The sequence below is a fragment of the Roseococcus sp. SDR genome (genome assembly GCF_019083995.1).
Taxonomy (GTDB): domain Bacteria; phylum Pseudomonadota; class Alphaproteobacteria; order Acetobacterales; family Acetobacteraceae; genus Roseococcus.
Map to the genome: position 1 here is coordinate 338,542 of NZ_JAHRCU010000003.1, position 22,047 is coordinate 360,588.

Sequence of the window (22,047 nt, forward strand, 5' to 3'; positions counted from 1 at the left end):
CGGCTATCATTGTTCGGACAACCATCGTCCGGCTTCAACCGAAAAAGAGGAGGCCCTGCCCGGATGCGCAGCAAGGAGCTCTCCGTCCCCCGCCGGATCGCCATCCTGGCGGCGGTGGTGCTGGGCTCCACGCTTTATGCGACGACATTGCTCGTCGCCTCCTCCCTGCTGCCGCAGATGCAGGGCAGCTTCGCCGCGACGCCGGACGAGATCGCCTGGACCACCACCTTCAACATCCTGGCGACGGCCATCGTCACGCCGACCACGGGCTTCCTCGTCGCACGCTTCGGGCGCCGGCGGGTGATGATCTTCTGCGTGACGGGCTTCACCATCGCAACCTGGGCCTGCGGCCAGGCGGAGTCTCTGGAAGCCATCGTGCTCTGGCGCATCGTGCAGGGTGGCATCGGCGCGCCCGTCGTACCACTCTCCAACGCCATCGTGCTCGATAGCTTCCCGCGCCATCAGGCGGGGCTGGTGAGTTCCATCTACGGCATGACGGTGGTGCTGGGCCCGGTGATCGGCCCGGTCTTCGGCGGCATCCTGGCCGAGACCTACAATTGGCGCTGGGCCTTCTACATGATCGTCCCGGCAGGCGCGCTCGCGGCCATCGCCCTGCATTTCGCCCTGCCGCCCGACCGCGCCGAGCCGCGCCAGCCCATGGACTGGCTGGGCTTCCTGCTACTCGCCACCGCCATCGCCTGTGTGCAGCTGGTGCTCTCACGGGGGCAACGGCTCGACTGGTTCGAGTCCACCGAGATCATCCTGGAAGCCTGCCTCGCGGTGCTGGCCTTCTACGCCTTCGTGGTCCATTGCCTGACGACAGAGCGGCCCTTCCTGAACCTGCGCCTGCTACAGCACCGCAACTACGCCCTCGGGCTGATCCTCGTCTTCATCTACGGCATGGTGAACTTCACGCCGATCGTGCTACTGCCCACGCTGCTGCAGCAGCATGCGGGCTACCCCGACAGCATCATCGGGATGATCGTAGGTTATCGCGGCCTGGGCGGCGTGGCGGGCTTCGGCCTGACACTGCTCATCGGCCGCTGGGACCCGCGCATCGGCATGAGCATCGGCTTCGGGCTGCTGGTGGTCTCGGGTCTCTGGCTGATGAGCCTCGACCTCAACGCCGGCGTGAACCTGCTGCTGGCCAACTCCGTTCTGCAAGGGGTCGCGGTCGGCATCATCTGGGTGCCGCTCACGGTGATGACCTTCGGCGACCTCGACAGCCGCGACACGCCGGAGGGCATGTCGGTCTTCCACCTGCTGCGCAACATCGGCTCCAGCCTCTTCATCTCGCTGAGCGTGACCGAGATCGTGCGCTCCGGCACCACGAACTACAGCCGCATGATGGAGATGCTCTCGCCCTACAACCGTGCCTTGCTCTGGCCCAGCAGCATGGGCGGGTGGGAGACGGAGACGGCGCAGGGCCTGGCCCGACTCTCACGCGAGGTGGACCGGCAGGCGGCGATGATTGGGCACCTCAACGCCTTCGGGATGTACATGGCGGTTTCGGCCCTCGCCATTCTCTTCGTGCTGCTGGTGCGCGGGCGGCGGATCACCTCCAGCGCCTCGGTCCACATCACCCTCACATCGGTCACGTCTAAGCCCGCGCCGTTACCTCATGCGGCGGAGCACCGCCGCCGATGCCGAATTCGAACCGGCCACGGCTGACAAGGTTCAGCATGCACTTTCCTCCGCCAGCCGCAGCGGATGTTAGGCCGGCAGCAGATAGACCCGCGGACACAAGCATAACCTGCGCGTGCGCACCGTGAGTGCCGCGATGAAGACGTTGGGCAAGGGCGCTGTGCTGAGCGGCGTCGCGCGGCGCTCACGCATGTAATGGCGGTCGAAGCCGAACTCATCAGAGAGCGCAGCGAGGCGCAGCCGTTGCTCGTACTGGTCGGCCAGCGGCAGTAGGCCGCGATCATTCTCGTCGAAATTGCCGAACCGCCCGCGCCTGTCCTGCCGTATAGCTGCGGTGCTCATGGCGCCCGTACGATGCGCGGCGGCGCGTTGCCCGCTTCCTGTCGGAGCGCGCCCCGCCGGCCCGCTGCGTCACCCGTCGTACGCCGTGCAGCCCCACTTGCCGGCCGCCGCATGCTTCCGGCACTATTCCACGGGTTGACGGTTGCAGAGCCGCGCCACCCGGCAGCGCTCGCTTCGGTCAAGGAAGCAAGGACACGACGCCAGCGTTGACCGCTCCGCATCCGAGGGCCATCGCCGCACGTCGCCCTCCGGCCCCGCCGGATCGGCTCGACCGCCGGCTCAGGCCGCTCGGGCGCGGTACCTGGATAGGCCTCGCCGCCGTCTACCCCATCCTCGCCCTGGCGCTCGGCTGGGCCTTCCTGGGTTCAGTGCCGACATATGTGCATGCCGAAGGCATCCTGCTGAACCGCGGCGCGCGGATCCTGGATGTACGTGCGCCAGGCGGCGGCGTGATCTCCGGCATCACCGTTGGCGTGGGGGACGAGGTAAGCGAAGGGTAGGAACTCGCCGTGCTGGTGCGTGAGCAGGCGCGCCAGCAGATCGCCAATGCCGAGCAGGCGCTGCAGGACGCGACGGCGATCCGCGCGCAGCTGCACGCCACCATCTCGGCCACGCTCACCGCCAGGGCAGAGGCGGCGGCGCGACCGCGCGGAGCACTACGCCAGCAGATCGAGGCGGCAAGCGAGCGCGAGGCGCCGCTTGCCCAGCGCCTGGCCGACGAGGAGCGACTGCAGCGCCAGGGCATCACCACCCGCCAGACCGTGCAAGCGACGCGGGAGCAGTGCGCACAGGTGCTACAGCAGGTCTCCGCTGCACTGGCTGAGCTCGCCCAGGTCGACCAATCCAATGCCGAATTCGACGCGCAGATCGCGCGCGAGCGGGCCCAGGCCGATCAGACCGTCGCCGAGGCGCGCCGGACACTGGCCGAGTTGCGCACCACGGCGGAGGAAACCACGCGCGTGCTTGCACCTGCCGCTGGCCGCGTCACCGAGGTCCGCGCCGCAGAGCGCACCTCGGTGCAGCAGGCGCAGTCGCTCTTCGGCATCGAGCCGGTCGGCGAGGGGCTGGAGGCGCGGCTCTTCATCCCGTCGCGGCAAGGCAAGCTGGTAGAGCCGGGCATGTCGGTGCGCCTTGAGTCCAGCACCGCGCCACGTGAGGAGTTCGGCGCCGTGGTCGCCGACATCTCCTGGGTCGCCGCCTTTCCGGCGACGCTGGAGGGGCTGCGCGCCGTCCTGCAAAATGACGAGCTGGTGCGCAACTACATGCGGGCCGGCCCACCCTTTGCGGCGCGCGCCCAGCTGCAGCCGGACGCTGGCTCAGCCAGCGGCTATCTCTGGACCTCCTAGCGCGGCCGCGCGCTTCCACTCACCTCAGGCACGCCGGTGCACGCGACGGTGGTGGTCCAACGGCAGGCGCCGATCACCTTGCTGATCCCGCCGCTCGGCAACCAGCTGGGCCTGCTGTGAGCCATCAGACAGCGGGCATGGCTGCCCTACCGGCCGAGGCCGGCCATGGCTGGCCGGCACCGAACCTGCCTGCGCGCGGCGGCGATGGCCCACTAAGATTCCGCCTGGATCACTCGATGGGGGCTGGTCAGGAGGCCAGCCGAAGTCCTGTGCAGTCGCAGACCGGAGATGAGCTGCCCCGCCGATCCTTCCGCCGCTGCATTTCTGCGAATGCCCCAAACAGCAGAAAGCCATCAGCCCATTGAACCGACGGCTTAATCGTGGGATGCCGGAACAGGGTTCGGCCTATGGAGCGCACGCCCACCCCGATGGTGCCTCGCCACGATCACGGCCCGTGGCTTGGATCAGGCTAGGGCCAGCCACGGGCTGCAGGGATCGAGATCAACAGTATCAGGGCTTCATGCGCCATCCTCAGGAACGGCCAGCCTCGGCGCCGCGCGTTGTCGCCTGGAGGAACCAGATGCGCTGTTCCGCGTCGTCAATCCAGACCTCGAGAAGGCTCGCCGTCGCCACATCACCATGGCCGTCGCAGATCTCGTGCGCGGTGCGCAGGCACGCAGCATAAGCCCTGTTGTCCTCCAGGAGTTCAGCCAGCATGTCGCGCGCGCTGACATCGTCCGCTTCATTCGGGGCGATACGGGTCATGGCGGCCGCCTGATTGATGGAGCGCAGAGTGGCGCCACCGAGCTTGCGCACGCGCTCGGCGATGTCGTCGACGACGGCGAAGATCTTCGTGGCCTGCTCGTCCAGCAGCAGGTGGTATTCTCGAAAGTTCGGCCCCGAGACGTGCCAGTGGAAGTTCTTCGTCTTGAGGTAGAGCGCCAAGGTGTCAGCAAGCAATCCGTTGAGCGATTCGCAGATCTCGACGGCTGCGTTGACACGGGGTTGGCTCGGCGTCGAGCGGCTCATGGACATGTGCATCGGCCCTTTCGTGGCATGATCCGAAACGCGGCCCGGCCTACGCCAAGCCCCGGTGCGGCCAGGCAGAAGTGCAGGTCATACGTGCGGTGCCACTGCCCCTAGCGAACCGCCACGCCGGCTTCTTGTGCGCATGTGAGGCTTTTGGACGATCCCGCGCTGCACATGCGCGAGCATCGGCGCCAGGTGCCGCGCGAGCCACTTCGCGGAGAGCGTGCCGGGATCGTCCAAAAGCCTCGCGGTCAGACAATAAGCCTCGCCCGCCCTGCTCTAGGTAGAGCCTGTCCGCTCATGCCGCGGCCAGAAAGGCTGGAACTCCCGATGCATTCCCCCGCGTCCTTGCTTCAGCCCAGATCCCTCGGCGCCTGACCCCCAACTTCAACCGATACGCACAGGAGAACCCTCCATGCCCGCCACGCCCACGCCAGGCCGCCGCCTGCTTTCGCCGGCCGATCACACGCTGATCATGATCGACTTCCAGTCGCAGATGGCCTTCGCCACCAGGTCCATCGACGCGGTCCTGCTGCGCAACAACGCAGCGCTCGTGGCACACGCGGCGCAGGGCTTCGGCGCCTCCACCATCCTCACCACCGTGGCCGAGAAAAGCTTCTCCGGCCCGATGTTCGAAGAGATCACGAGCGCCTTCGCCGGTCAGGCGATGTTTGACCGAACCAGCATGAACACCTGGGAGGATGCGGCCGTCATCGCCGAGGTCAACCGCATCGGCAAGCCGCGCATCGTCCTCGCCGGTCTCTGGACCTCGGTCTGCATCGTGGGCCCCGCGCTCTCCGCGCTCGATCAGGGCTTCGAGGTCTACATCATCGCCGATGCCTGCGGCGATGTCTCCGATGAGGCGCATGAGCGCGCGATGCAGCGCATGATCCAGGCGGGCGCGCAGCCGATGACCGCGCTGCAGTACCTGCTGGAGCTGCAGCGCGACTGGGCGCGCGGCGAGACCTACGAGATGACCACCGGCATCGCGAAGAAGCTCGGCGGTGGATACGGCCTCGGCATCACCTACGCCAAGACGATGTTCCACGCCCAGGAAGGGAAATGAACCCGCCGTCGACCGCGCTGACGCGCCGCGAGGCTGTCGAACGTACGGCCACGGCGCTGCTTGCGCTCTCCACCCTGCCGCATCTGGCAGCCGCGACCACACGACCCACAGCAGAAGGACCGATGAACATGGCGACCGTGAGAACCTCCGACGGAACTGAAATCTTCTTCAAGGACTGGGGCCCGCGCGACGCGCAGCCGGTCATGTTCCACCATGGCTGGCCGCTCTCCAGCGATGACTGGGACGCGCAGATGCTCTTCTTCGTGCAGCGCGGCTTCCGGGTCGTGGCGCATGACCGGCGTGGCCATGGCCGCTCGGCTCAGGTGGCCGACGGGCATGACATGGACCACTACGCCGCCGATGCCTTCGCGGTGGCCGAACACCTCGACCTGCGCAACGCCGTCCATATCGGCCACTCGACGGGCGGCGGCGAAGTCGCGCGCTATGTGGCGAAGCATGGCGAGCCCGCGGGCCGCGTGGCCAAGGCGGTGCTCGTCGCGGCGGTGCCGCCCATCATGATGAAGACCGCGGCCTATCCCGGCGGCCTGCCGATCGAGGTCTTCGACGGCTTCCGCAATGCGCTGGCCGCCAATCGCGCGCAATTCTTCCGCGACGTACCGGCGGGGCCCTTCTATGGCTTCAACCGCCCCGGCGCCGTGGTGCATGAAGGCGTGATCCAGAACTGGTGGCGCCAGGGCATGATGGGCAGCGCCAAGGCCCATTACGACGGCATCAAGGCCTTCTCGGAAACCGACCAGACCGAGGACCTCAAGGCCATCTCCGTGCCGACGCTCGTGATGCATGGCGAGGACGACCAGATCGTGCCCATCGACAACTCGGCCCGCCTCGCGGTGCGGCTGCTGAAGAACGGCACGCTGAAGACCTATCCCGGCTTCTCCCACGGCATGCTGACGGTGAACGCCGACGTGCTGAATGCGGATCTCCTGGCCTTCATCCGGAGCTGACCGCGCCACACGACGCAGGCCGGCATCCGGCATCAACGGGAGACCAGACGCATGAAGCTCCATCTTGCTGCACTGGGTGCCGGCCTGCTGGTCGGCGTGATCTACAGCCTGCTGAACATCCGCTCGCCGGCGCCGCCGATCGTGGCGCTGGTCGGCCTGCTCGGCATCCTGCTGGGCGAGCAATTGCTGCCCCTCGCGAAGCGCATCTGGGGCGGCCAGGCGCTCAGCCTCTCCATGGTGGTTGAGGATTGCCGCCACCATGTGCTGGGCCCCCTGCCCGCCCGCCCATCCGCGCAGGAGGATCGTCATGGCTGATCGCGCCACGCCCGACCTCATCCTGCACAATGGCCGGATCACCACGCTCGATCGCGCGAATCCCGTGCCCCAAGCCGTGGCGATCACGGCGGGCCTGTTCTCGGCCGTGGGCGATGCGGCGGAGATCCTGCCCACCGCGGGCCCCGGCACGCGGATCATCGACCTCGGTGGTCGCCGGATGATCCCTGGCCTCTGTGACAACCACCTGCACCTCATCCGCGGCGGCCTGAACTTCAACATGGAGCTGCGCTGGGACGGGGTGCGCAGCCTGGCGGACGCCATGGCCATGCTGCGTGCCCAGGTGAAGATCACGCCGCCGCCGCAATGGGTGCGCGTCGTCGGCGGCTTCACCGAGCATCAATTCGAGGAAAAGCGCCTCCCCACGCTGGAGGAGATCAATGCAGCAGCGCCGGAAACCCCGGTCTTCCTCCTCCACCTCTATGACCGCGCCATGCTGAACGGCGCGGCGCTGCGCGCCGTGGGCTACACGAAGGACACGCCCGATCCGCCGGGCGGGGAAATCCAGCGCGACCCCGCCGGCAACCCCACCGGCCTGCTGCTGGCGCGCCCGAATGCCAGCATCCTCTACGCGACGCTGGCGCGCGGGCCGAAGCTGCCCATCGAATACCAGCTCAACTCCACGCGCCACTTCCTCCGTGAGCTGAACCGGCTGGGCGTCACCAGCGCGATCGACGCCGGTGGCGGCTTCCAGAACTATCCGGAAGACTACGCCGTCGTGCAGAAGCTGGCGGCCGATGGCGAGTTGACGGTGCGCATCGCCTACAACCTCTTCACCCAGAAGCCGAAGCAGGAGCGCGACGATTTCCTGCGATGGACGGCCCAGGCGAAATACCAGCAGGGCGATGATTATTTCCGCCTGAACGGCGCCGGCGAGATGCTCGTCTTCTCCGCCGCCGATTTCGAGGATTTCCGCGTCGAACGGCCAGAAATGCCGCCGGAGATGGAGCCGGAGCTGGAGGCGGTGATCCGCATCCTGGTGCAGAACCGCTGGCCCTGGCGCCTGCACGCCACCTATGACGAGACCATCGCCCGCGCGCTCGATGTCTTCGAGAAGGTGAATGAGGAGATGCCGATCGGCGATCTCCATTGGATCTTCGACCACGCCGAGACCGTCAGCGAGAAAAGCCTGGGGCGGATCGCGCGCCTCGGCGGCGGTGTCGCCGTGCAGCACCGCATGGCCTTCCAGGGCGAGTATTTCGTGGAGCGCTACGGCGCCCGCGCGGCCGAGGCGACGCCGCCCGTGGCCAGGATGCTGGAGATGGGCGTGAAGGTCTCCGCCGGCACGGATGCCACGCGCGTCGCCTCCTACAACCCCTGGGTCGCGCTCTTCTGGATGGTGACGGGCCGGACCATCGGCGGCCTGCGCATCACGCCCGAACGCAACACGCTCGACCGCGAGACGGCCCTGCGCATGCTGACGGAGAAGGTCACCTGGTTCTCCAACGAGGAGGGCCGCAAGGGCCAGGTCATGGTCGGGCAATTCGCCGATCTCGCGGTGCTCGACCGCGATTACTTCGACATCCCGGGCGACGAGATCCAGGACGTCACCTCGCTGCTGACCATCGTCGGCGGGCGCGTGGTGCATGGGGCAGGCCCCTACGGCGCGCTGGCGCCGCCGCTGCCGCCCGCGATGCCGGACTGGTCGCCTGTGCGCCGCTTCGGCGGCTATCAGGACCGGCGGGCGGCCCGGGGCGGCTTCGCGGCCATGGCGCGCTGCTGCGACAGCGCCTGCGGCGTGCATGGCCATGCGCATGCCCGCGCCTGGGCCGCGGCCAGCCCGGCCGGTGGGGATCGCGGCTTCTGGGGGGCGCTTGGCTGCTCCTGCTGGGCTTTCTGAGGTGCCGGCCGGAACGCCAGGCGGCAGCTTCGCAGCCCTGCGCCACCTGCCCTTCGCGGTGCTGTGGGCTGCGGCCATCCTGGGCAACATCGGGGGCTTCATGCGCGATGTGGCCAGCGCCTGGCTGGCGACCGATCTCGCGGCGGGCCCTGCCGCGGTCGCCATGGTCCAGGCCGCCGCCACCTTGCCCGTCTTCCTGCTGGCTATCCCCGCGGGCGTGCTGGCCGACATCCTGGACCGGCGCAAGTTCCTGATCGCCGTCCAAGGGCTGCTCGCCTTCGTCAGCCTGACGCTGATGATCCTGGCCCAGGCCGGGATGATGACGATCGAGCTGCTGGTGGCCCTCACCTTCCTGGGGGGCGTGGGCGCAGCGCTGATGGCGCCGAGCTGGCAGGCCATCGCGCCCGAACTGGTGCCGGCGCGCGACCTCAAGGGCGCCATCGCGCTGAATTCGCTGGGCTTCAACATCGCGCGGGCGCTCGGGCCGGCGGCGGGCGGCCTTCTGCTCGCCTCCTTCGGGGCGGCGCTGACCTATGGCCTGGATGTCGCGAGCTACATCATCGTCATCGCCGCGCTGCTGTGGTGGCCGCGGCCGAAGCAGGCGCACGACGCTCTGACCGAGCGCTTTCCGGGCGCCTTCCGGGCGGGGCTGCGCTATGCCCGCGCCAGCCGCGACCTGCATGTCGTGCTGCTGCGGGCGGCGATCTTCTTCGCCTTCGCCAGCGCCGTCTGGGCCTTGCTGCCGCTGGTGGCCCGACAGCTTCTGGGCGGTGATGCCGGCTTCTACGGCGTCCTGCTCGGCGCGGTCGGCGCCGGCGCCATCCTGGGCGCGCTGATCCTGCCCCGGCTCCGGGCGCGGCTGGACGCGGATGGGCTGATGCTGACGGCAGGCATCGCCACAGCCCTGGCCATGGCGGTGCTGGCTTCCGCCCCGCCCGCCGCCCTCGCGCTGGCCGTCCTGCTGCTGCTGGGTGCCGCCTGGATCGTGGCGCTGACGACCCTGAACGGCGCGGCGCAGTCCATCCTGCCGAACTGGGTCCGCGGCCGGGTTCTCGCGGTATATCTCACCGTCTTCAACGGGGCGATGACGGCGGGCAGCCTCGGCTGGGGCGCTGTCGCGCAGGTCATTGGCGTGCCGGGCGGGCTGCTGCTGGGTGCCACGGGGCTGCTGCTGGTGGCCCTCCTCCTGCACCGGATCAGGCTTCCGCTGGGCGAGGCTGACATGGCGCCCTCGAACCATTGGCCGGAACCCCTGGTGGAGGCGCCCGTCGCGCATGACCGCGGGCCGGTGCTGATCCTCATCGAATATCGCATCCCGGCCGCCGACCGCGCGGCCTTCCTCAAGGCACTGCGGCATCTGGCGGAGGAGCGGCGGCGGGACGGCGCCTATGGCTGGGGGATCACCGAGGATGCGGCGGACCGGGAACGCCTGGTCGAGTGGTTCCTGGTGGAATCCTGGGCCGAGCATCTGCGCCAGCACCACCGCGTCTCCCGCGCCGATGCGGATGTGCAGGATGCGGTCCGCCGCTTCCATCAAGGGCCGGAGCCGCCGGTGGTGCGGCATCTCCTCACCCTGACGACGAAATGACGTGGATGCAGCGCGGGGCCCCGCGCGGCATTGCGGATGGATCCGGCCTCGCCTGCCGCTGGGCGCTTGCTTCAGGATCGTTTCCGACCATTTTGACACCAGATCCAATCGCAGGCGGGAGCCTCCAGGACCATGGATTCCGGCGTCACCCGCTTCGGGCGCTTCCAGTACGACCCGGCTCGACGCCTGCTGCTGAAGGATGGCGAGCCCGTCCGCCTGGGCGGCCGTGCCCTCGCCCTTCTGGCGGCGCTGCTCGAACAGCCCGGAGAGCTGGTCGAGAAGGCCCGGCTGATGGATGTGGTGTGGCCAGGGCTCCATGTGGACGAGACGAACCTGCGGTCCCAGATGGCGGCGCTGCGGCGCGCGCTGGGGGATGGGGTGGATGGGGCCCGCCTGATCGTGAACATCGCCGGGCGCGGCTACGCCTTCGTGGCCGCGCTGAGCGCCGAGGCTCCGGGCACCGGGCCGCCGCCGGGCCCGGCGCCGCGGCTGCATCCGCTGCCGGTTCGCCTCACCCCTGTGCTGGGACAGGACGCCACCATCGCGCATCTGGTCGAGAAGCTGCGCGCGCAGCGCTTCGTCACCATCTTCGGGGCCGGCGGCATCGGCAAGACGACCATCGCCGTGGCGGTGGCGGAGGCCATGGCCGCGACCTTCCCCGATCCGCCCTGCTTCGTGGATTTCGGGGTGGTCACCCACCCTTCGCTCGCGGTCGGGCATGTTGCGGCGGCGCTCGGCGCGGCCTCGGATTTCGGCGGCGACCTCGCCCGGCTTGCCCATCATCTGGCGGACCGGCGGATGCTGCTGGTGCTGGACAGCTGCGAGCCCATCATCGAGGCGACGGCCGCCCTGGCCGAGGCGGTGCTGAAGGCCGCACCCGGGGTGCATGTGCTGGCCACCAGCCGCGAGCGGCTGCGCGCCGAGGGCGAATGGGTGCATCGCCTGGCCTCCATGGAGGTGCCGCCGGTCCATGCGGCCATGCCCATGGAGGAGGTGCTGCGCTACCCCGCGATCCAGCTCTTCCTGGACCGGGCGCGGGCCGCCTCCGACCTGTTCCGCCCGGATGCCGCGCAGATCGCCCAGGTGGCGGCGATCTGCCGCTGGCTGGAGGGGATCCCGCTCGCCATCGAACTGGCCGCCACGCGTGTGGCCGAGCTCGGGCTGGATGTGCTGGCCGAGCGGCTGGACGCCCGCTTCAGCCTGCTGATGAAGGGCCGGCGCACGGCCCTGCCCCGCCATCAGACACTACGCGCCACACTGGATTGGAGCTATGGCCTGCTCTCGCCGCGGCATCAGCAGGTGCTCGCCCGCCTCTCCGTCTTCCGGGGCAGCTTCGCCCGCGATGCGGCGGTGGAGATCGGCCGGCTGGGGCGGGACGACCCCGCAGAAACCCTCGAGATCCTGGCGGAGCTGGCCGACAAATCGCTGATCGCGCCTGAGACCGGCGCGCCCATGCCGGCCTATCGCTGCCTCGACACCACCCGCGCCTACATGGCCGAGAAACTCGCCGAGCACGGCGAAACCACCGAGGTCGCGCGCCTGCACGCCGCCCACTACCTCGCGCTGTTCGAACGGGCCGCCGAGGTCTGGCAGCGCGCGGGCGGCCATGCCGAGCGGCAGGCCCTGGGCTTCCACATCGACAATCTCCGCGCCGCGCTGGACTGGGCGATGGGCAGGGGCGGCGATTGCGTGACGGGGGTGGGCCTGATCCTCGCGGCGCAACCGCTCTGGGAGCATTTCGCCCTCTTCGACGAGGGGCGGAGCCGGATCCAGGCGGCCCTCCAGATCCTTGCCGCGCGCGAGCAGGCATTCCCGCGGGAGGTGATGCTGCTGAGCGGCGCGCTGGCCGCGTTTGGCAACCAGATCGCGGCACCCGATCAGCAGGCCGTCTGGACCACGACACTGCGTTTGGCCGAGCAGCTCGATGACACGCAGCACCGCCTGCGGGCGCTCAGCGGGCTTGCGGTCTGCGCGATGGGGCAGGACCTGACGCTCTGCCTGGAACTGGCGCGGCGATACCGTGACCTGGCCGGCAGCCGGGGCAGGCTGATCGAAATTGCGAAGGGCGACCGGCTGATCGGCTACACGCAGCACCTGCTCGGCAACCAGGCGGCCGCCCGCGCCGCCTTCGAAGCCATTCCCACCGAGATCCTGCGGCGGCATGACCGCCACCACCTCGGTCGCCTGAACTTCGACGAGGAGGTGCTGCTCCTCAGCGAGCTTGCTCTGGTCAGGTGGCTTCAGGGGCAGCCGCAGCAGGCCGAGGCCATGGCGGCCGAGGCGGTGCGCCAGGCCCTGGCGATGGACCATGGCACGTCGCTCTTCGTCGCGGTGGCCTTCGCGGCATGCCCGATCGCGATCCTGCAGGGCGGGCTCGACCACGCGGCCGAGGCCCGGGAGCTGCTGTTCGGCCAGCTGTCGGTCCATCCGCATTGGGCACTCTGGGCGACCTGCTTTCGCGGCCTGGAGGTGGCGCTGCGGGGCGATGCGCGCGCTGGGCTGGAGTTGCTGCGGAGCGGCATCGAGGCCATGCGGCCGGGCGCCACCAGCCTCCGGAATGGCCTGTTTCGCGGCGGCGAGGCCGCATGCCTCCTGGCACTGGGCGAGCCGAATGAGGCGCTGGCCGTGCTGGACTCCCTGCTGGCGGAATTCCGCCAGCGTCATGACCGCTGGTACGAGCCGGAATTCCTCCGGCTGCGCGCCCTGGCCCGGCGGGCGCTCGGGCACCCGGCACCGGAGGTGGAGGCCGAGCTGCGCGGCAGCCTGGCGCTCGCCGCGGAACAGGCGGCCCTGGCCTGGGAACTGCGCGCCGCGACCAGCCTTGCCGCGATCATGCAAGGCGAGGGCCGCGCCTGTGAGGCCGCGGCGCTGCTGCGCCCCATCCTGGCGCGGTTCGACCGGCAGGCGCTTGGGCCGGACATCCAGGCCGCGCGCGCCCTGCTTGACCAGTTGCCGGCCGCCGCCCCAACCCCTCCGCGCCGCCCGCGCACGAAGCGCGCGCCGGTGGTGACGTGAATCGTCCAAGTTTCCGCGCACCTGTCCAAGCCGTCCCGCCGGAGTGGCGCGACATTTCCCGGCGGCGATCCGAGCGCAGTCGAAGTGGATGAACGAAACATGGGCATGCAGATGCGTGTTGGGCCGAGGGACCGCGGATGCTGGTGACCCTGAACGGACGCGGCGAGGGTCCCTTCGAACGGCTGGCCGGCCGCGTCGCGCTGGTGACCGGGGGCGCGCGCGGCATCGGGGCGGCCACGGCCCTGGCGCTCGCGGATGCCGGGGCGGACGTCGCCATCAGTTACGTCCGATCCGCGCAACGCGCGGAGGAGGTGCGTCAGGCGGTGCAGGCGCGCGGTGTCCGCGCGGCCGCACTGCGCGCCGACCAGGAGGACCCGGTGGCGGTGGAGGCGCTGATCCGCACCGTGCTGCGCGATTTCGGCCGGCTGGACATCCTGGTGAACAATGCGGCGCAGTTCGTGGTCGGCGCGGTGAATGATCCCGATGGCGACCTGGCGGCCTTCGACCGGCAGAACCGGATCAACATTGGCGGCGTCGTTACCGCGATCCGCGTGGCGGCGCAGGTGATGGGCCGGGGCGGCAGGATCATCACGCTGGGCTCGGCCATGGCGGGCCATGTGGGCTTCCAGGGCCTGGCCGACTACGCCGCGACCAAGGCCGCCATCGTCGCCTATTCCCGTGGCGCGGCGCGCGACCTGGGGCCGGCGGGCATCACGGTCAATGTCGTCCAGCCGGGCTCGATCGAGACCGACATGAACCCGGCCGAAGGGCCCTTCGCCGAATCCCAGATCGCGACCAACGCCCTGGCGCGCTACGGCCGGCCGGAGGAGGTCGCGGCCGGCATCGTCTTTCTCGCCGGGGCGGAAGCGTCCTTCATCACCGGCGCGGTGCTGGACATCGACGGCGGATATGGCGCCTGATCGGGCCATGCTGCGGCAGCCCGGGAGGAGGAGCCAACTGTCAGCCCTGCCCTTGCTGGCGGGGGCGCTCGCTTTTGCCCTGGCGGCGCCGTCGGCGAGCCAGGAGATCAGGATCGGCCTCTCGCTCGGCCCGACGAGCTTCGATCCACATTACCACGCGCATGCGGCCAGCTTCGTCACGCAGCGGCACGTCTTCGAGCCCCTGATCACCCGCGCCGCCGACCTCTCGCTGCAGCCGACGCTGGCCCGGCGCTGGGTGCTGCTGCCCGAAGGCGATGGCTGGGAGTTCCATCTCGATCCGGAGGCACGTTTCCAGGATGGCACGCCGGTCACCGCCGGCGATGTGGCGGCCAGCCTGCGACGTGCCCTGACGCTTCCGCACAGCCCCGCCCGATGGACGCCGTTCCTGGCCGACATCACCCGCGTCGAGATCATCGACGAGCACACCCTTCGCCTGCGCGGTGAGGGCCCGGCCCCATTGCTGCCCGCCAACATCACGGCGCTGATGATCATCCCGGCCCGGATCGCCGCCACGGCGGCAACCGCGGATTTCAACGCAGGTCGCGCCGCCATCGGCAGCGGCCCCTATCGGCTGCGCCGCTACGCCGCCGGCACCCTGCTGGAGTTCGCGGCCGATCCCGGCTGGTGGCAGGCGCGGCGTGATGGGGCCGAACCCTGGGCCCGGGTGGAGATGCGGGTCGTGACCAATGATTCGACGCGCGTCGCCGCTCTGATGGCGCGCGACCTCGATCTGATCGAGGCGGTGCCGCCGGCCGATGCGGCCCGGCTTGCGGCCCGCCCCGATCTGCGGCTCGTCCAGGGGCCGAACGGCCGCATCGTCTATCTGGCGCTCGACCAGAACCCCGCGCCCCCTGCGGGGCTGACCGATCGCCGGGGGGAACGGCCCGCGCGCAATCCGTTGGCCGATGCCAGGGTGCGGCGGGCGCTGTCCATGGCGATCGATCGCGCGGCCATCGTCGCGCGGGTGATGGACGGCTACGCCACGGTCGCCGACCAGATCCAGCCGCCCGGCCTGCCGGCTCACGACCCGACCCTCCCGCCCCTGACCTACGATCCGCGCGAGGCGCGTCGCCTGCTGGCGGAAGCCGGCTGGGCCGAGGGCTTCCGGATGGTGCTGGGCGGACCAAACAACCGGATCGTGAATGACGAGCGCATCCTGCAGGCTGTGGCGCAGATGTGGGAGCGTCTGGGCGTCTCGGTCGAGGTGCAGGCCCAGCCCATGGCGGTGTATCTGCCGCGCTTCATCGCCGGCGGCTACCCTTCGGCCCTGGCGAGCTGGATCATTCCAAGCCAGGACCCGAACAGCTTCTTCTCGGCGATCCTCGCCACGCGAGATCCCGCGCGTGGCCGGGGCGTCTACAACCCCGCTGGCTACGGCAACCCGGTGCTGGACGGGCTGCTGGACCAGGCGTTGGGCACGCTCGATTCAGCCGCCCGGCATCGGCTGTGGCACCGCGCGACGCGGCTCGCGATCCGCGAGGACGTCGCCGTGCTGCCAATGCATCACCAGGTCGGCCTCTGGGCCATGCACCAGGGCCTGCGCTACGAGGCGCGTCCGGATGAGGCCACCTACGCGATGGGGATCCGGGCCGTCACGCCACCATGATCTGCTCGGGGCGCTTCCCCGGCTGGGACCTGGTCTCGGTTGCGCACACCGCATGGGCCCGGCGCCAGCGCATGGGGCTGGTTCCCTCCGCACGCTTGAAGACACGCGACAGATGCGCCTGGTCGCAGAGACCGCAGGCATAGGCGATCTCGGCCAGAGGCATGCGCGTTTCGATCATCATCCGCTTGGCGGCCTCGACACGTCGCCGCTGGATGAAGGTGCATGGCGACATGCCGAAACTGCCGCGAAAGGCGCGCGAGAAATGCGCCGAGCTGATCCGGGCTATGGCTGCCAATTGTCCGACCGTGATCGTATCCGCGAGTTGCCTGTCCACATGATCCGCCACGCGCCGCGCTTGCCAGCCGGCCAGCTCCGCCCGCTGCGGCCTGCCCGGCCGCCGCGCCTGTGCCAGCTCCATTTCCGCCAGCATGGCCTGCGCCCGTGCTGTCAGCATCCGGGCCGTGGGCAGGTCAGCGGTAACCGCGATCGCAGCTTGCGTCAGCGTCTCGACGGTGCGCGCCAGCCCGAGGTCGAACCCCACTTGCTCGTCTTGGATGGCCGACATGGGTCTCTCCTGCTGCGCATGGCGTCGTGGAGGAACATGCAGCCGACCGCGCTTGGTGCAGAGTTGTTAACTGTGAAAAACCGTGGAACGACGCGCCTGTATCGCGCTTCGCTCACATGCGTGCGGCTGGCCTGCCCGGGCGGAGCTGCGCGAATGACCTCGTGGCGTGACCCCTGATCGCCCGCGGTGATGACCAGGGTCTTTCTGTGATTGGTCGGAATGAGACCGTCGTGGCGCCCGTGGTCGTCCTTCAGTTCCCTAATGAGTCGGGCGAACGTCAACCTCGATCATCTCGTCATGCCCCTCTCTTCGAAGGACGCCAGTTCAGGACCGGGGCATCAAAAACGGCAGGGCTCGTCACTTCTGTGGCTGCTGCTGGTGTGGAAGGTGTTGGCGGAAATGCAGAAAGCCCACCGACGATTGCCGGTGGGCTTGATGTGTTTTCGGGTTCTGCATTGGGTGATGCTGGGACAGGGTTCGGCTTGTGGCGAACCGTTCTGGCATTCGCGCATGCGCGCCAAGGATGACGCAGATGAGCGCATGCAGCACACCGCGTACATGCTTGGCGGGGCGCGCAGCTCGTGGATTGGACCGCAAGGCCGGCGCGCCGCACGGGGCCGTCAGGGGCCAGGCAGCACCAGCTGGCGGCCCGCCACCTTGCGTGCCATCGCCTGGTCATGCGTCACCAGCAGCACGGCCAGCCCCCGCTCGGCGGAGACATCGCGCAAGACCTCCATCGTCTCCTGCTGCGTGATGGGATCGAGGCGCGAGGTCGGTTCATCGGCGAACAGGAAAACGGGGTCCGGCAGCAGGGCACGTGCGATGGCGATGCGCTGCAACTCGCCGCCCGAGACCTGATCGGGCCGGCGGTCCAGCAGCGCATCGGCCACGCGCAGCCGGTCGAGCATCGCCGCCACCTGGGCCCAGGGCACCGCGTGCAGCCGGGCCGCTTCGGCCAGCGCGGTGCGGAGGTCGAGGCGCGGCGCGAAGGTCGCGACCGGGTCCTGGTAGAGCTTCTGGTAGCGCGTGCGCGCCAGCCCGCCGCGCCGCCGCACTGCGCCCGCCACCGGTTGCAGCAGCCCCAGCAGGATATTGCCCAGCGTGGTCTTGCCGCAGCCGCTCGGGCCAGTGACCGCGACCCATTCGCCGGCGCCGACGGCCAGATCGAGCCCGGCGAAAAGCCTTCGCCCGCCCCGCTCGGCCGCGAGCCCGGTGGCGGAGAGCACCTCGGCGCCCGGCACGGGCCGCGCCCGCTCGGCCCAGGCCTGGGGCTCGGCCGCCAGCAGGCGGCGCGTATAGGCGTGGCGGGGTGCGCCGAGCACCTGCGCCGTCGGGCCGCGCTCCACCACCTCGCCCCGCAGCATGACCATGATTTCGCCACCCAGGGCGCGGGCGACGGCGATGTCATGGGTGATGCAGAGCAGCGCGCCACCGGCCTCCAGCGCGCCGCGCAGCAAGGCCACCACGGCGTCGCGCAGATCGGCATCCAGGCCCTTGGTGGGCTCATCAGCCAGCAGCAGCGGCGCACCGCCGGCACGCGCTGCGGCCACCGCCACGCGCTGCGCCATGCCGCCCGAGAGCTGGTGCGGATAGCGGCGCACGGCATCGGCCAGGCCGAGCGCGGCGAGATCCTCCCGTGCGCGCGCGCGGGCCTCCGATGCGGCCAGCCCGCGGATGAAGCGATGCCCTTCGGCGACCTGCGCCAGGACGCGCTGGGTGGGATCCAGCGCCAGCCAGGGCTCCTGCGGCAGCAAGGCGATGCCGCGGCCCCAGAGGCCCCGCCGCGCATCGGGCGCGCCGGCTTCCGACACGGCGCCACCGAGCGCGACGCGGCCGGAGGCGGCGAGTTCCGGCGCCAGCGTGCCCATCGCGGCCTCGGCCACCAGCGTCTTGCCCGAACCGGTCTCGCCCAGGATGGTCAGCGGCACGCCGGGCACCACGGCCAGCGACACGCCGCGCAGCAGCACGGCATCGCCGGCATGGGCGTGCAGATCCTCGATCGTCAGCGCGGGCGTCACCGCGGGTCACGCCCGGCCAGCAATTGCAGGCCGAGCACCAGCGCGAACAGGCAGAGCGCCGGCGCCAGCATCGCGAGAGGCGCCTCATCGTAATAGGGCAGCAGCTCCACCATCATCAGGCCCCATTCCGCGGTCGGCGGGCGCAGGCCGATGCCGATGAAGCCGAGCGCGCCGACCGCCAGCACCGCGCCCGCGCAGCCGAAGGCCGCAAGTGTCCCGAAGAGCGGCATCATCTCCGGCAGCACATGGCGCCGCAGAACATGCCATGGCCCGAAGCCGAGCAGCCGCGCGGCCTCGACCGCGGGCGAGGCGAGCAGCGCGGCGGAGGCCGCGCGCGTCACGCGGAACCACTCCACCCACATCGCCAGCGACAGGCCGATGAAGAGCGGCCAGAAGGCCCCCGGCGCCAGGGCCACCACCAGCAGCACGAGCAGCAGGCCGGGAAGCGCGAGCACGGCATCGCCAAATCCCGACAGGACGCGATCGGTCCAGCCGCCGGCCCAGGCCGCCAGCAGGCCAAGCAGGATGCCGGGCAACGCCGCGGCGGCCACGGCGGCGGCGCCGAGCGAGACCGAAAGCCGCGCCGCATGCACCAGCCGCACCAGCACGGACCGGCCCAGATGGTCGCGCCCGAGCAACGCCTCGGCGGAGGGCGGCTGCAAGACGGCCGAGAGGTCCTGGCGCGTCGGGCTGCCCTCGACCAGGAGCGGGCCGAGGACGGCCATCGCGACGACAAGCCCGACCAGGGTCGCGCCAAGGACGCGCGCGGGTGCGAGGCCGCGGGCCGATCCCCGCCGCAGCCCGCGCATCAGCGGCGCCTCGGATCAAGGGCGATCATGGCGAGATCGGTCGCGGCGTTCAGCGCCACGAAGATCAGCCCCAGCGACAGCGCGGTGCCCTGCAGCATCGGCACGTCGCGCGCGGCGATCGCATGCGAGAGCGCATGGCCGATCCCGGGCCAGCCGAACAGGCTCTCGACCACCACGACACCCTCGACCAGCAGCGCGAGCTGGACCCCGAGATAGGCGAGGACCGGCACCGCGGCGTTGCGCGGCACATGCTGCCACACCGCCTGGGCGCGGGTCAGGCCGCGCAGCAGGGCGAAGCGGAAGAAGGGCGCGCTGGTGACCGCCACGGTGGCATCGCGCGCCACCCGCGCCGAGGCCGCGGCCAGGCCGAGGCCCAGCGCCAGGGCCGGGAGGATGATGTTCTCCGCCTCATGGAAGCCCGCCACCGGCAGCCAGCCCAGCGCCACGCCGAAGACCAGCATCAGCCCGATGCCCAGCGCGAAGACCGGCATGGCCCGCAACGCCGCCGCGCCGACCATCCCCGCCTGGTCCACCACGCCGCCGGGCCGCAAGCCGGCGAAAAGCCCCAGGATGGGCCCGATGACCAGCGCGATCGCCAGGGCGGCGAGCGCCAGCATCAGGGAGTGGCCGAGCTGATAGGCGACCTCCGCCACCACCCGCTCGCCCGTCACCAGCGAGGCGCCGAGGTCGCCCCTCGCCAGCCGCCCCACCCAGGCCGCGAATTGTTCGATCGCCGGGCGATCCAGGCCGAGCTCGGCGCGCACCGCATCGGCGGCTGCGGCGGTGACACGGTCATAGCCGTAGCGGCCCTCCGCGATGCGCAGCGCCTGGTCCCCGGGCAGGATCCGCACCAGCGTGAAGCACAGCGCACTGACCAGAATGACCACCAGCGCGGCCTGCACAGCCCGCCGCAGCAGGGCGCGGGCTACTCCACCCATCGCATCGCCGCGATCCGGTAGGAGAGCTCCAGCGGGTCCACGCTGACATTCGCCAAACGGCGAGAGATGGCGACGCGGAGGTCGTACCAGGCCACCGGGATGACTGGCATCTCGGCCTGGAGAATGGCCGAGGCGCGCTGGCGCAGCGCGGCGCGCTCCGCCGGGTCGGTGGTGCGCCCCAGGGCGGCGAGGCGTTCGACCAGCTCCGGCGAGGTCCAGCCCATGGCGCCCCAGTCGCCGCCCTGTGGCCCGAAATCAGCGAGCAGGGTGCCGATCGGATCGGGCACCTGGGAGAAGTTCCGCGCCATCAACCCGGCCTCCAGCGTGCCGTCGCGGTGGCCGGCCGGAATATCGCTCGACACGCCGACGGCGATCTGCATGTCGATGCCGACTTCGCGCAGGGATTCCTGGATCGCCGCCGCGACGACCGGCAGTTCCGGCCGTGTCGAGAAGGTGCGCAGCGTGAAGCGGAAGGGGTGGCCGTCGCGCGTGAGAATCCCACCCGGCCCGGCGGTCCAGCCGGCCGCGGCCAGCAGCCGGCGGGCCTCGGCCGGATCGCGGCGCAGCGGTGCCAGGCCGGCGACATGCCATTCCGCCAGCGTGGGCGGGAAGAATTGCGTGGCCGCCGCCCCGGGCGAGCGCAGGATGCCGCGCGCGATGCCGTCCCGGTCGATCGCGAGGCTGACGGCCTGGCGCGCCCGGACATCGGCGAAGATCGGCAGGCCCGCATTGAGCTTGATCGTCTGCGTGCGCGGGATCGGCATGACCCGCACTTCGACGCGGGGCGAGCGACGGAGCCGGTCGGTTCCGGCGGGATCCAGGGTGAAGGCCAGATCGGCCCGCCCGCTCTCCGCCATGAGGGCGCGGGTCTCGCCGCGGGGCACCGATTCATAGATCGCGCGCGCGATGGCCGGCCGGGGTCCGCCATTCCAGCCCTCGAAGCGCTCGACCTCGAAGCGGAAGGGGGGCTGGAAACCGACCAGACGATACGGGCCGGTGCCGATGAGGGCGCGAATGCCGCCGGCCTCGTCCCAGGAGGCCGGGGCGAGGATCTGTGCCGAGGATTCGGCCAGGAAGGCCAGGAGCGGCGTGAAGGGCGTGGAGGTCCGCAACTCCACCACGCGCGGCCCGTCGGCGGTGATGCTGGTGAGCGGCGCATTGGCCAGCGGGCCCGGCTTCGACCGCGCCCGAAGCAGCGAGGCCGCGACGGCCTCGGCCAGGACCGGGCTGCCATCATGGAAGGTCGCGCCGGCCCGGATGGTCATCCGCCAGGTCAGCCGGTCCTCGGAGAGGGTCCACCCCTCGGCCAGCTGCGGCACCGGCAGGCCGCCATCATCCGCGCCGACAAGGTTCTCGGCCACGCCCATCCGGGTGAAGTTGAAGCCGTCCCGGCTTGGCTCCATGGACTCCACATGGAAGGGCGCCACCACGCGAAGCGGCTGCTGGGCGAGGGTCGCACCCGGCCAGAGCGCCAGGGCAAGCAGCAAGAGACCAGCGCGGCGCATGTTCCTCAGCCCAGCCATTTCTGGTGAAATGTTATAACTCAGCATCCCCCCAGGACAAGCCGAGGGCTCCGGACGCCGCAGGGCGCGGCCAGCCAGTTCCCTCATCGCAGCGAGAACCGCACGGGGACGACCAGTTCAACCGGATCACCCGGCAGCTCGGGCGGGGGTGGCGGCAAGGGGGAGGCGCGCTCGATCATCCGCAACACGGCGGCATCGAGATCCTCATGCCCGCTGCTCCGCTCGATGCGGAAGGCCGCCACCGTCCCATCACGCCGCATCGCGAAGCGCAGCAGCGTGACACCCTCGGCACGGCGGTAGCGTGCCGCGGAGGGATACTCCTTGTGCCGGTCGAGCGCGGCCAGGAGGCGGCCGACATAATTGGCAGGCGGCTGCCGGGCCACGGGCGCGGGTGCGGCGGCTGCCGACGCCGCCGCGGTGGCCACGGGCGGAGGCGCGGCGGTGGACGCTGCCACCGGCGCGGGGCGCGGCGGGCTGGG

Annotated in this window: 19 protein-coding genes; 11 read left to right on the forward strand and 8 right to left on the reverse strand. The window is 70.5% G+C overall.

All coding sequences use genetic code 11. The features are described 5' to 3' along the window. Positions 1–63 precede the first annotated feature (63 nt). Positions 64–1,671 (forward strand): DHA2 family efflux MFS transporter permease subunit, encoded by a 1,608-nt coding sequence (locus KTR66_RS05740; protein WP_213611286.1) that lies wholly within the window; start codon positions 64–66, stop codon positions 1,669–1,671. 42 nt (positions 1,672–1,713) lie between these two features. On the opposite strand, the gene KTR66_RS05745 is transcribed toward KTR66_RS05740, so the two are convergent. Continuing rightward, the gene (locus KTR66_RS05745; protein WP_213611287.1) at positions 1,714–1,986 is read right to left on the reverse strand and encodes a hypothetical protein; all 273 of its coding nucleotides are present in this window, start codon (positions 1,984–1,986) and stop codon (positions 1,714–1,716) included. Positions 1,987–2,192: 206 nt separating this feature from the next. On the opposite strand from KTR66_RS05745, the gene KTR66_RS05750 reads away from it, so the two are divergent. Together KTR66_RS05750 and KTR66_RS05755 are read left to right on the forward strand one after the other, a co-directional pair. Beyond that, positions 2,193–2,486, forward strand: coding sequence for a hypothetical protein (locus KTR66_RS05750; RefSeq protein WP_213611289.1), 294 nt, complete (start codon positions 2,193–2,195; stop codon positions 2,484–2,486). 9 nt (positions 2,487–2,495) lie between these two features. Further along, complete coding sequence (locus KTR66_RS05755; RefSeq protein ID WP_213611291.1) at positions 2,496–3,332, forward strand: HlyD family efflux transporter periplasmic adaptor subunit; 837 nt, start codon at positions 2,496–2,498, stop codon at positions 3,330–3,332. Between the two features lie 531 nt (positions 3,333–3,863). Here the strand turns inward: KTR66_RS05755 and KTR66_RS05760 are convergent. After that, a complete protein-coding gene (locus KTR66_RS05760; protein ID WP_249731857.1) occupies positions 3,864–4,361 on the reverse strand; it encodes a Dps family protein in 498 nt (165 codons plus the stop codon). 415 nt (positions 4,362–4,776) lie between these two features. On the opposite strand from KTR66_RS05760, the gene KTR66_RS05765 reads away from it, so the two are divergent. From KTR66_RS05765 to KTR66_RS05800, 8 genes are all read left to right on the forward strand, one after another. Further along, the gene (locus KTR66_RS05765; protein WP_213611295.1) at positions 4,777–5,427 is read left to right on the forward strand and encodes a hydrolase; all 651 of its coding nucleotides are present in this window, start codon (positions 4,777–4,779) and stop codon (positions 5,425–5,427) included. Between the two features lie 128 nt (positions 5,428–5,555). After that, positions 5,556–6,392, forward strand: a complete 837-nt coding sequence (locus KTR66_RS05770; RefSeq protein WP_213611367.1) for an alpha/beta fold hydrolase — start codon at positions 5,556–5,558, stop codon at positions 6,390–6,392. A 51-nt stretch (positions 6,393–6,443) separates the two neighbouring features. Then, positions 6,444–6,707 carry a DUF1427 family protein gene (locus KTR66_RS05775; RefSeq protein WP_213611297.1) on the forward strand — a complete coding sequence of 88 codons (264 nt, stop codon included), beginning with the start codon at positions 6,444–6,446 and terminating at the stop codon, positions 6,705–6,707. Continuing rightward, on the forward strand, positions 6,700–8,565 hold the full coding sequence (locus KTR66_RS05780) for an amidohydrolase (RefSeq protein WP_213611299.1): 1,866 nt from the start codon (positions 6,700–6,702) through the stop codon (positions 8,563–8,565). The genes KTR66_RS05775 and KTR66_RS05780 overlap by 8 nt, the downstream gene beginning before the upstream one ends. A 1-nt stretch (position 8,566) precedes the next feature. Then, a complete protein-coding gene (locus KTR66_RS05785) occupies positions 8,567–10,153 on the forward strand; it encodes an MFS transporter (protein WP_371819036.1) in 1,587 nt (528 codons plus the stop codon). Between the two features lie 132 nt (positions 10,154–10,285). After that, positions 10,286–13,168: a winged helix-turn-helix domain-containing protein gene (locus KTR66_RS05790; RefSeq protein WP_213611303.1), complete on the forward strand. Its 2,883-nt coding sequence runs from the start codon at positions 10,286–10,288 to the stop codon at positions 13,166–13,168. Between the two features lie 137 nt (positions 13,169–13,305). Beyond that, complete coding sequence (locus tag KTR66_RS05795; protein ID WP_213611305.1) at positions 13,306–14,088, forward strand: SDR family NAD(P)-dependent oxidoreductase; 783 nt, start codon at positions 13,306–13,308, stop codon at positions 14,086–14,088. A 7-nt stretch (positions 14,089–14,095) separates the two neighbouring features. Continuing rightward, a complete protein-coding gene (locus tag KTR66_RS05800) occupies positions 14,096–15,715 on the forward strand; it encodes an ABC transporter substrate-binding protein (protein WP_213611307.1) in 1,620 nt (539 codons plus the stop codon). On the opposite strand, the gene KTR66_RS05805 is transcribed toward KTR66_RS05800, so the two are convergent. From KTR66_RS05805 to KTR66_RS05830, 6 genes are all read right to left on the reverse strand, one after another. Beyond that, complete coding sequence (locus KTR66_RS05805) at positions 15,702–16,280, reverse strand: helix-turn-helix domain-containing protein (RefSeq protein WP_213611309.1); 579 nt, start codon at positions 16,278–16,280, stop codon at positions 15,702–15,704. The genes KTR66_RS05800 and KTR66_RS05805 overlap by 14 nt on opposite strands. 620 nt (positions 16,281–16,900) lie before the next feature. Further along, a complete protein-coding gene (locus tag KTR66_RS05810; protein WP_213611311.1) occupies positions 16,901–18,298 on the reverse strand; it encodes an ATP-binding cassette domain-containing protein in 1,398 nt (465 codons plus the stop codon). Then, entirely contained in the window at positions 18,295–19,107 is an 813-nt protein-coding gene (locus tag KTR66_RS05815; protein WP_249731858.1) for an ABC transporter permease, read from the reverse strand. Before KTR66_RS05815 ends, KTR66_RS05810 begins: the two co-directional genes overlap by 4 nt. Beyond that, entirely contained in the window at positions 19,107–20,045 is a 939-nt protein-coding gene (locus KTR66_RS05820; protein WP_213611313.1) for an ABC transporter permease, read from the reverse strand. The genes KTR66_RS05815 and KTR66_RS05820 overlap by 1 nt, the downstream gene beginning before the upstream one ends. Continuing rightward, positions 20,033–21,550, reverse strand: a complete 1,518-nt coding sequence (locus KTR66_RS05825) for an ABC transporter substrate-binding protein (protein ID WP_249731859.1) — start codon at positions 21,548–21,550, stop codon at positions 20,033–20,035. Before KTR66_RS05825 ends, KTR66_RS05820 begins: the two co-directional genes overlap by 13 nt. Before the next feature lie 101 nt (positions 21,551–21,651). Next, the coding region (locus KTR66_RS05830; protein WP_213611318.1) for an energy transducer TonB at positions 21,652–22,047 on the reverse strand (396 nt) is incomplete at its 5' end.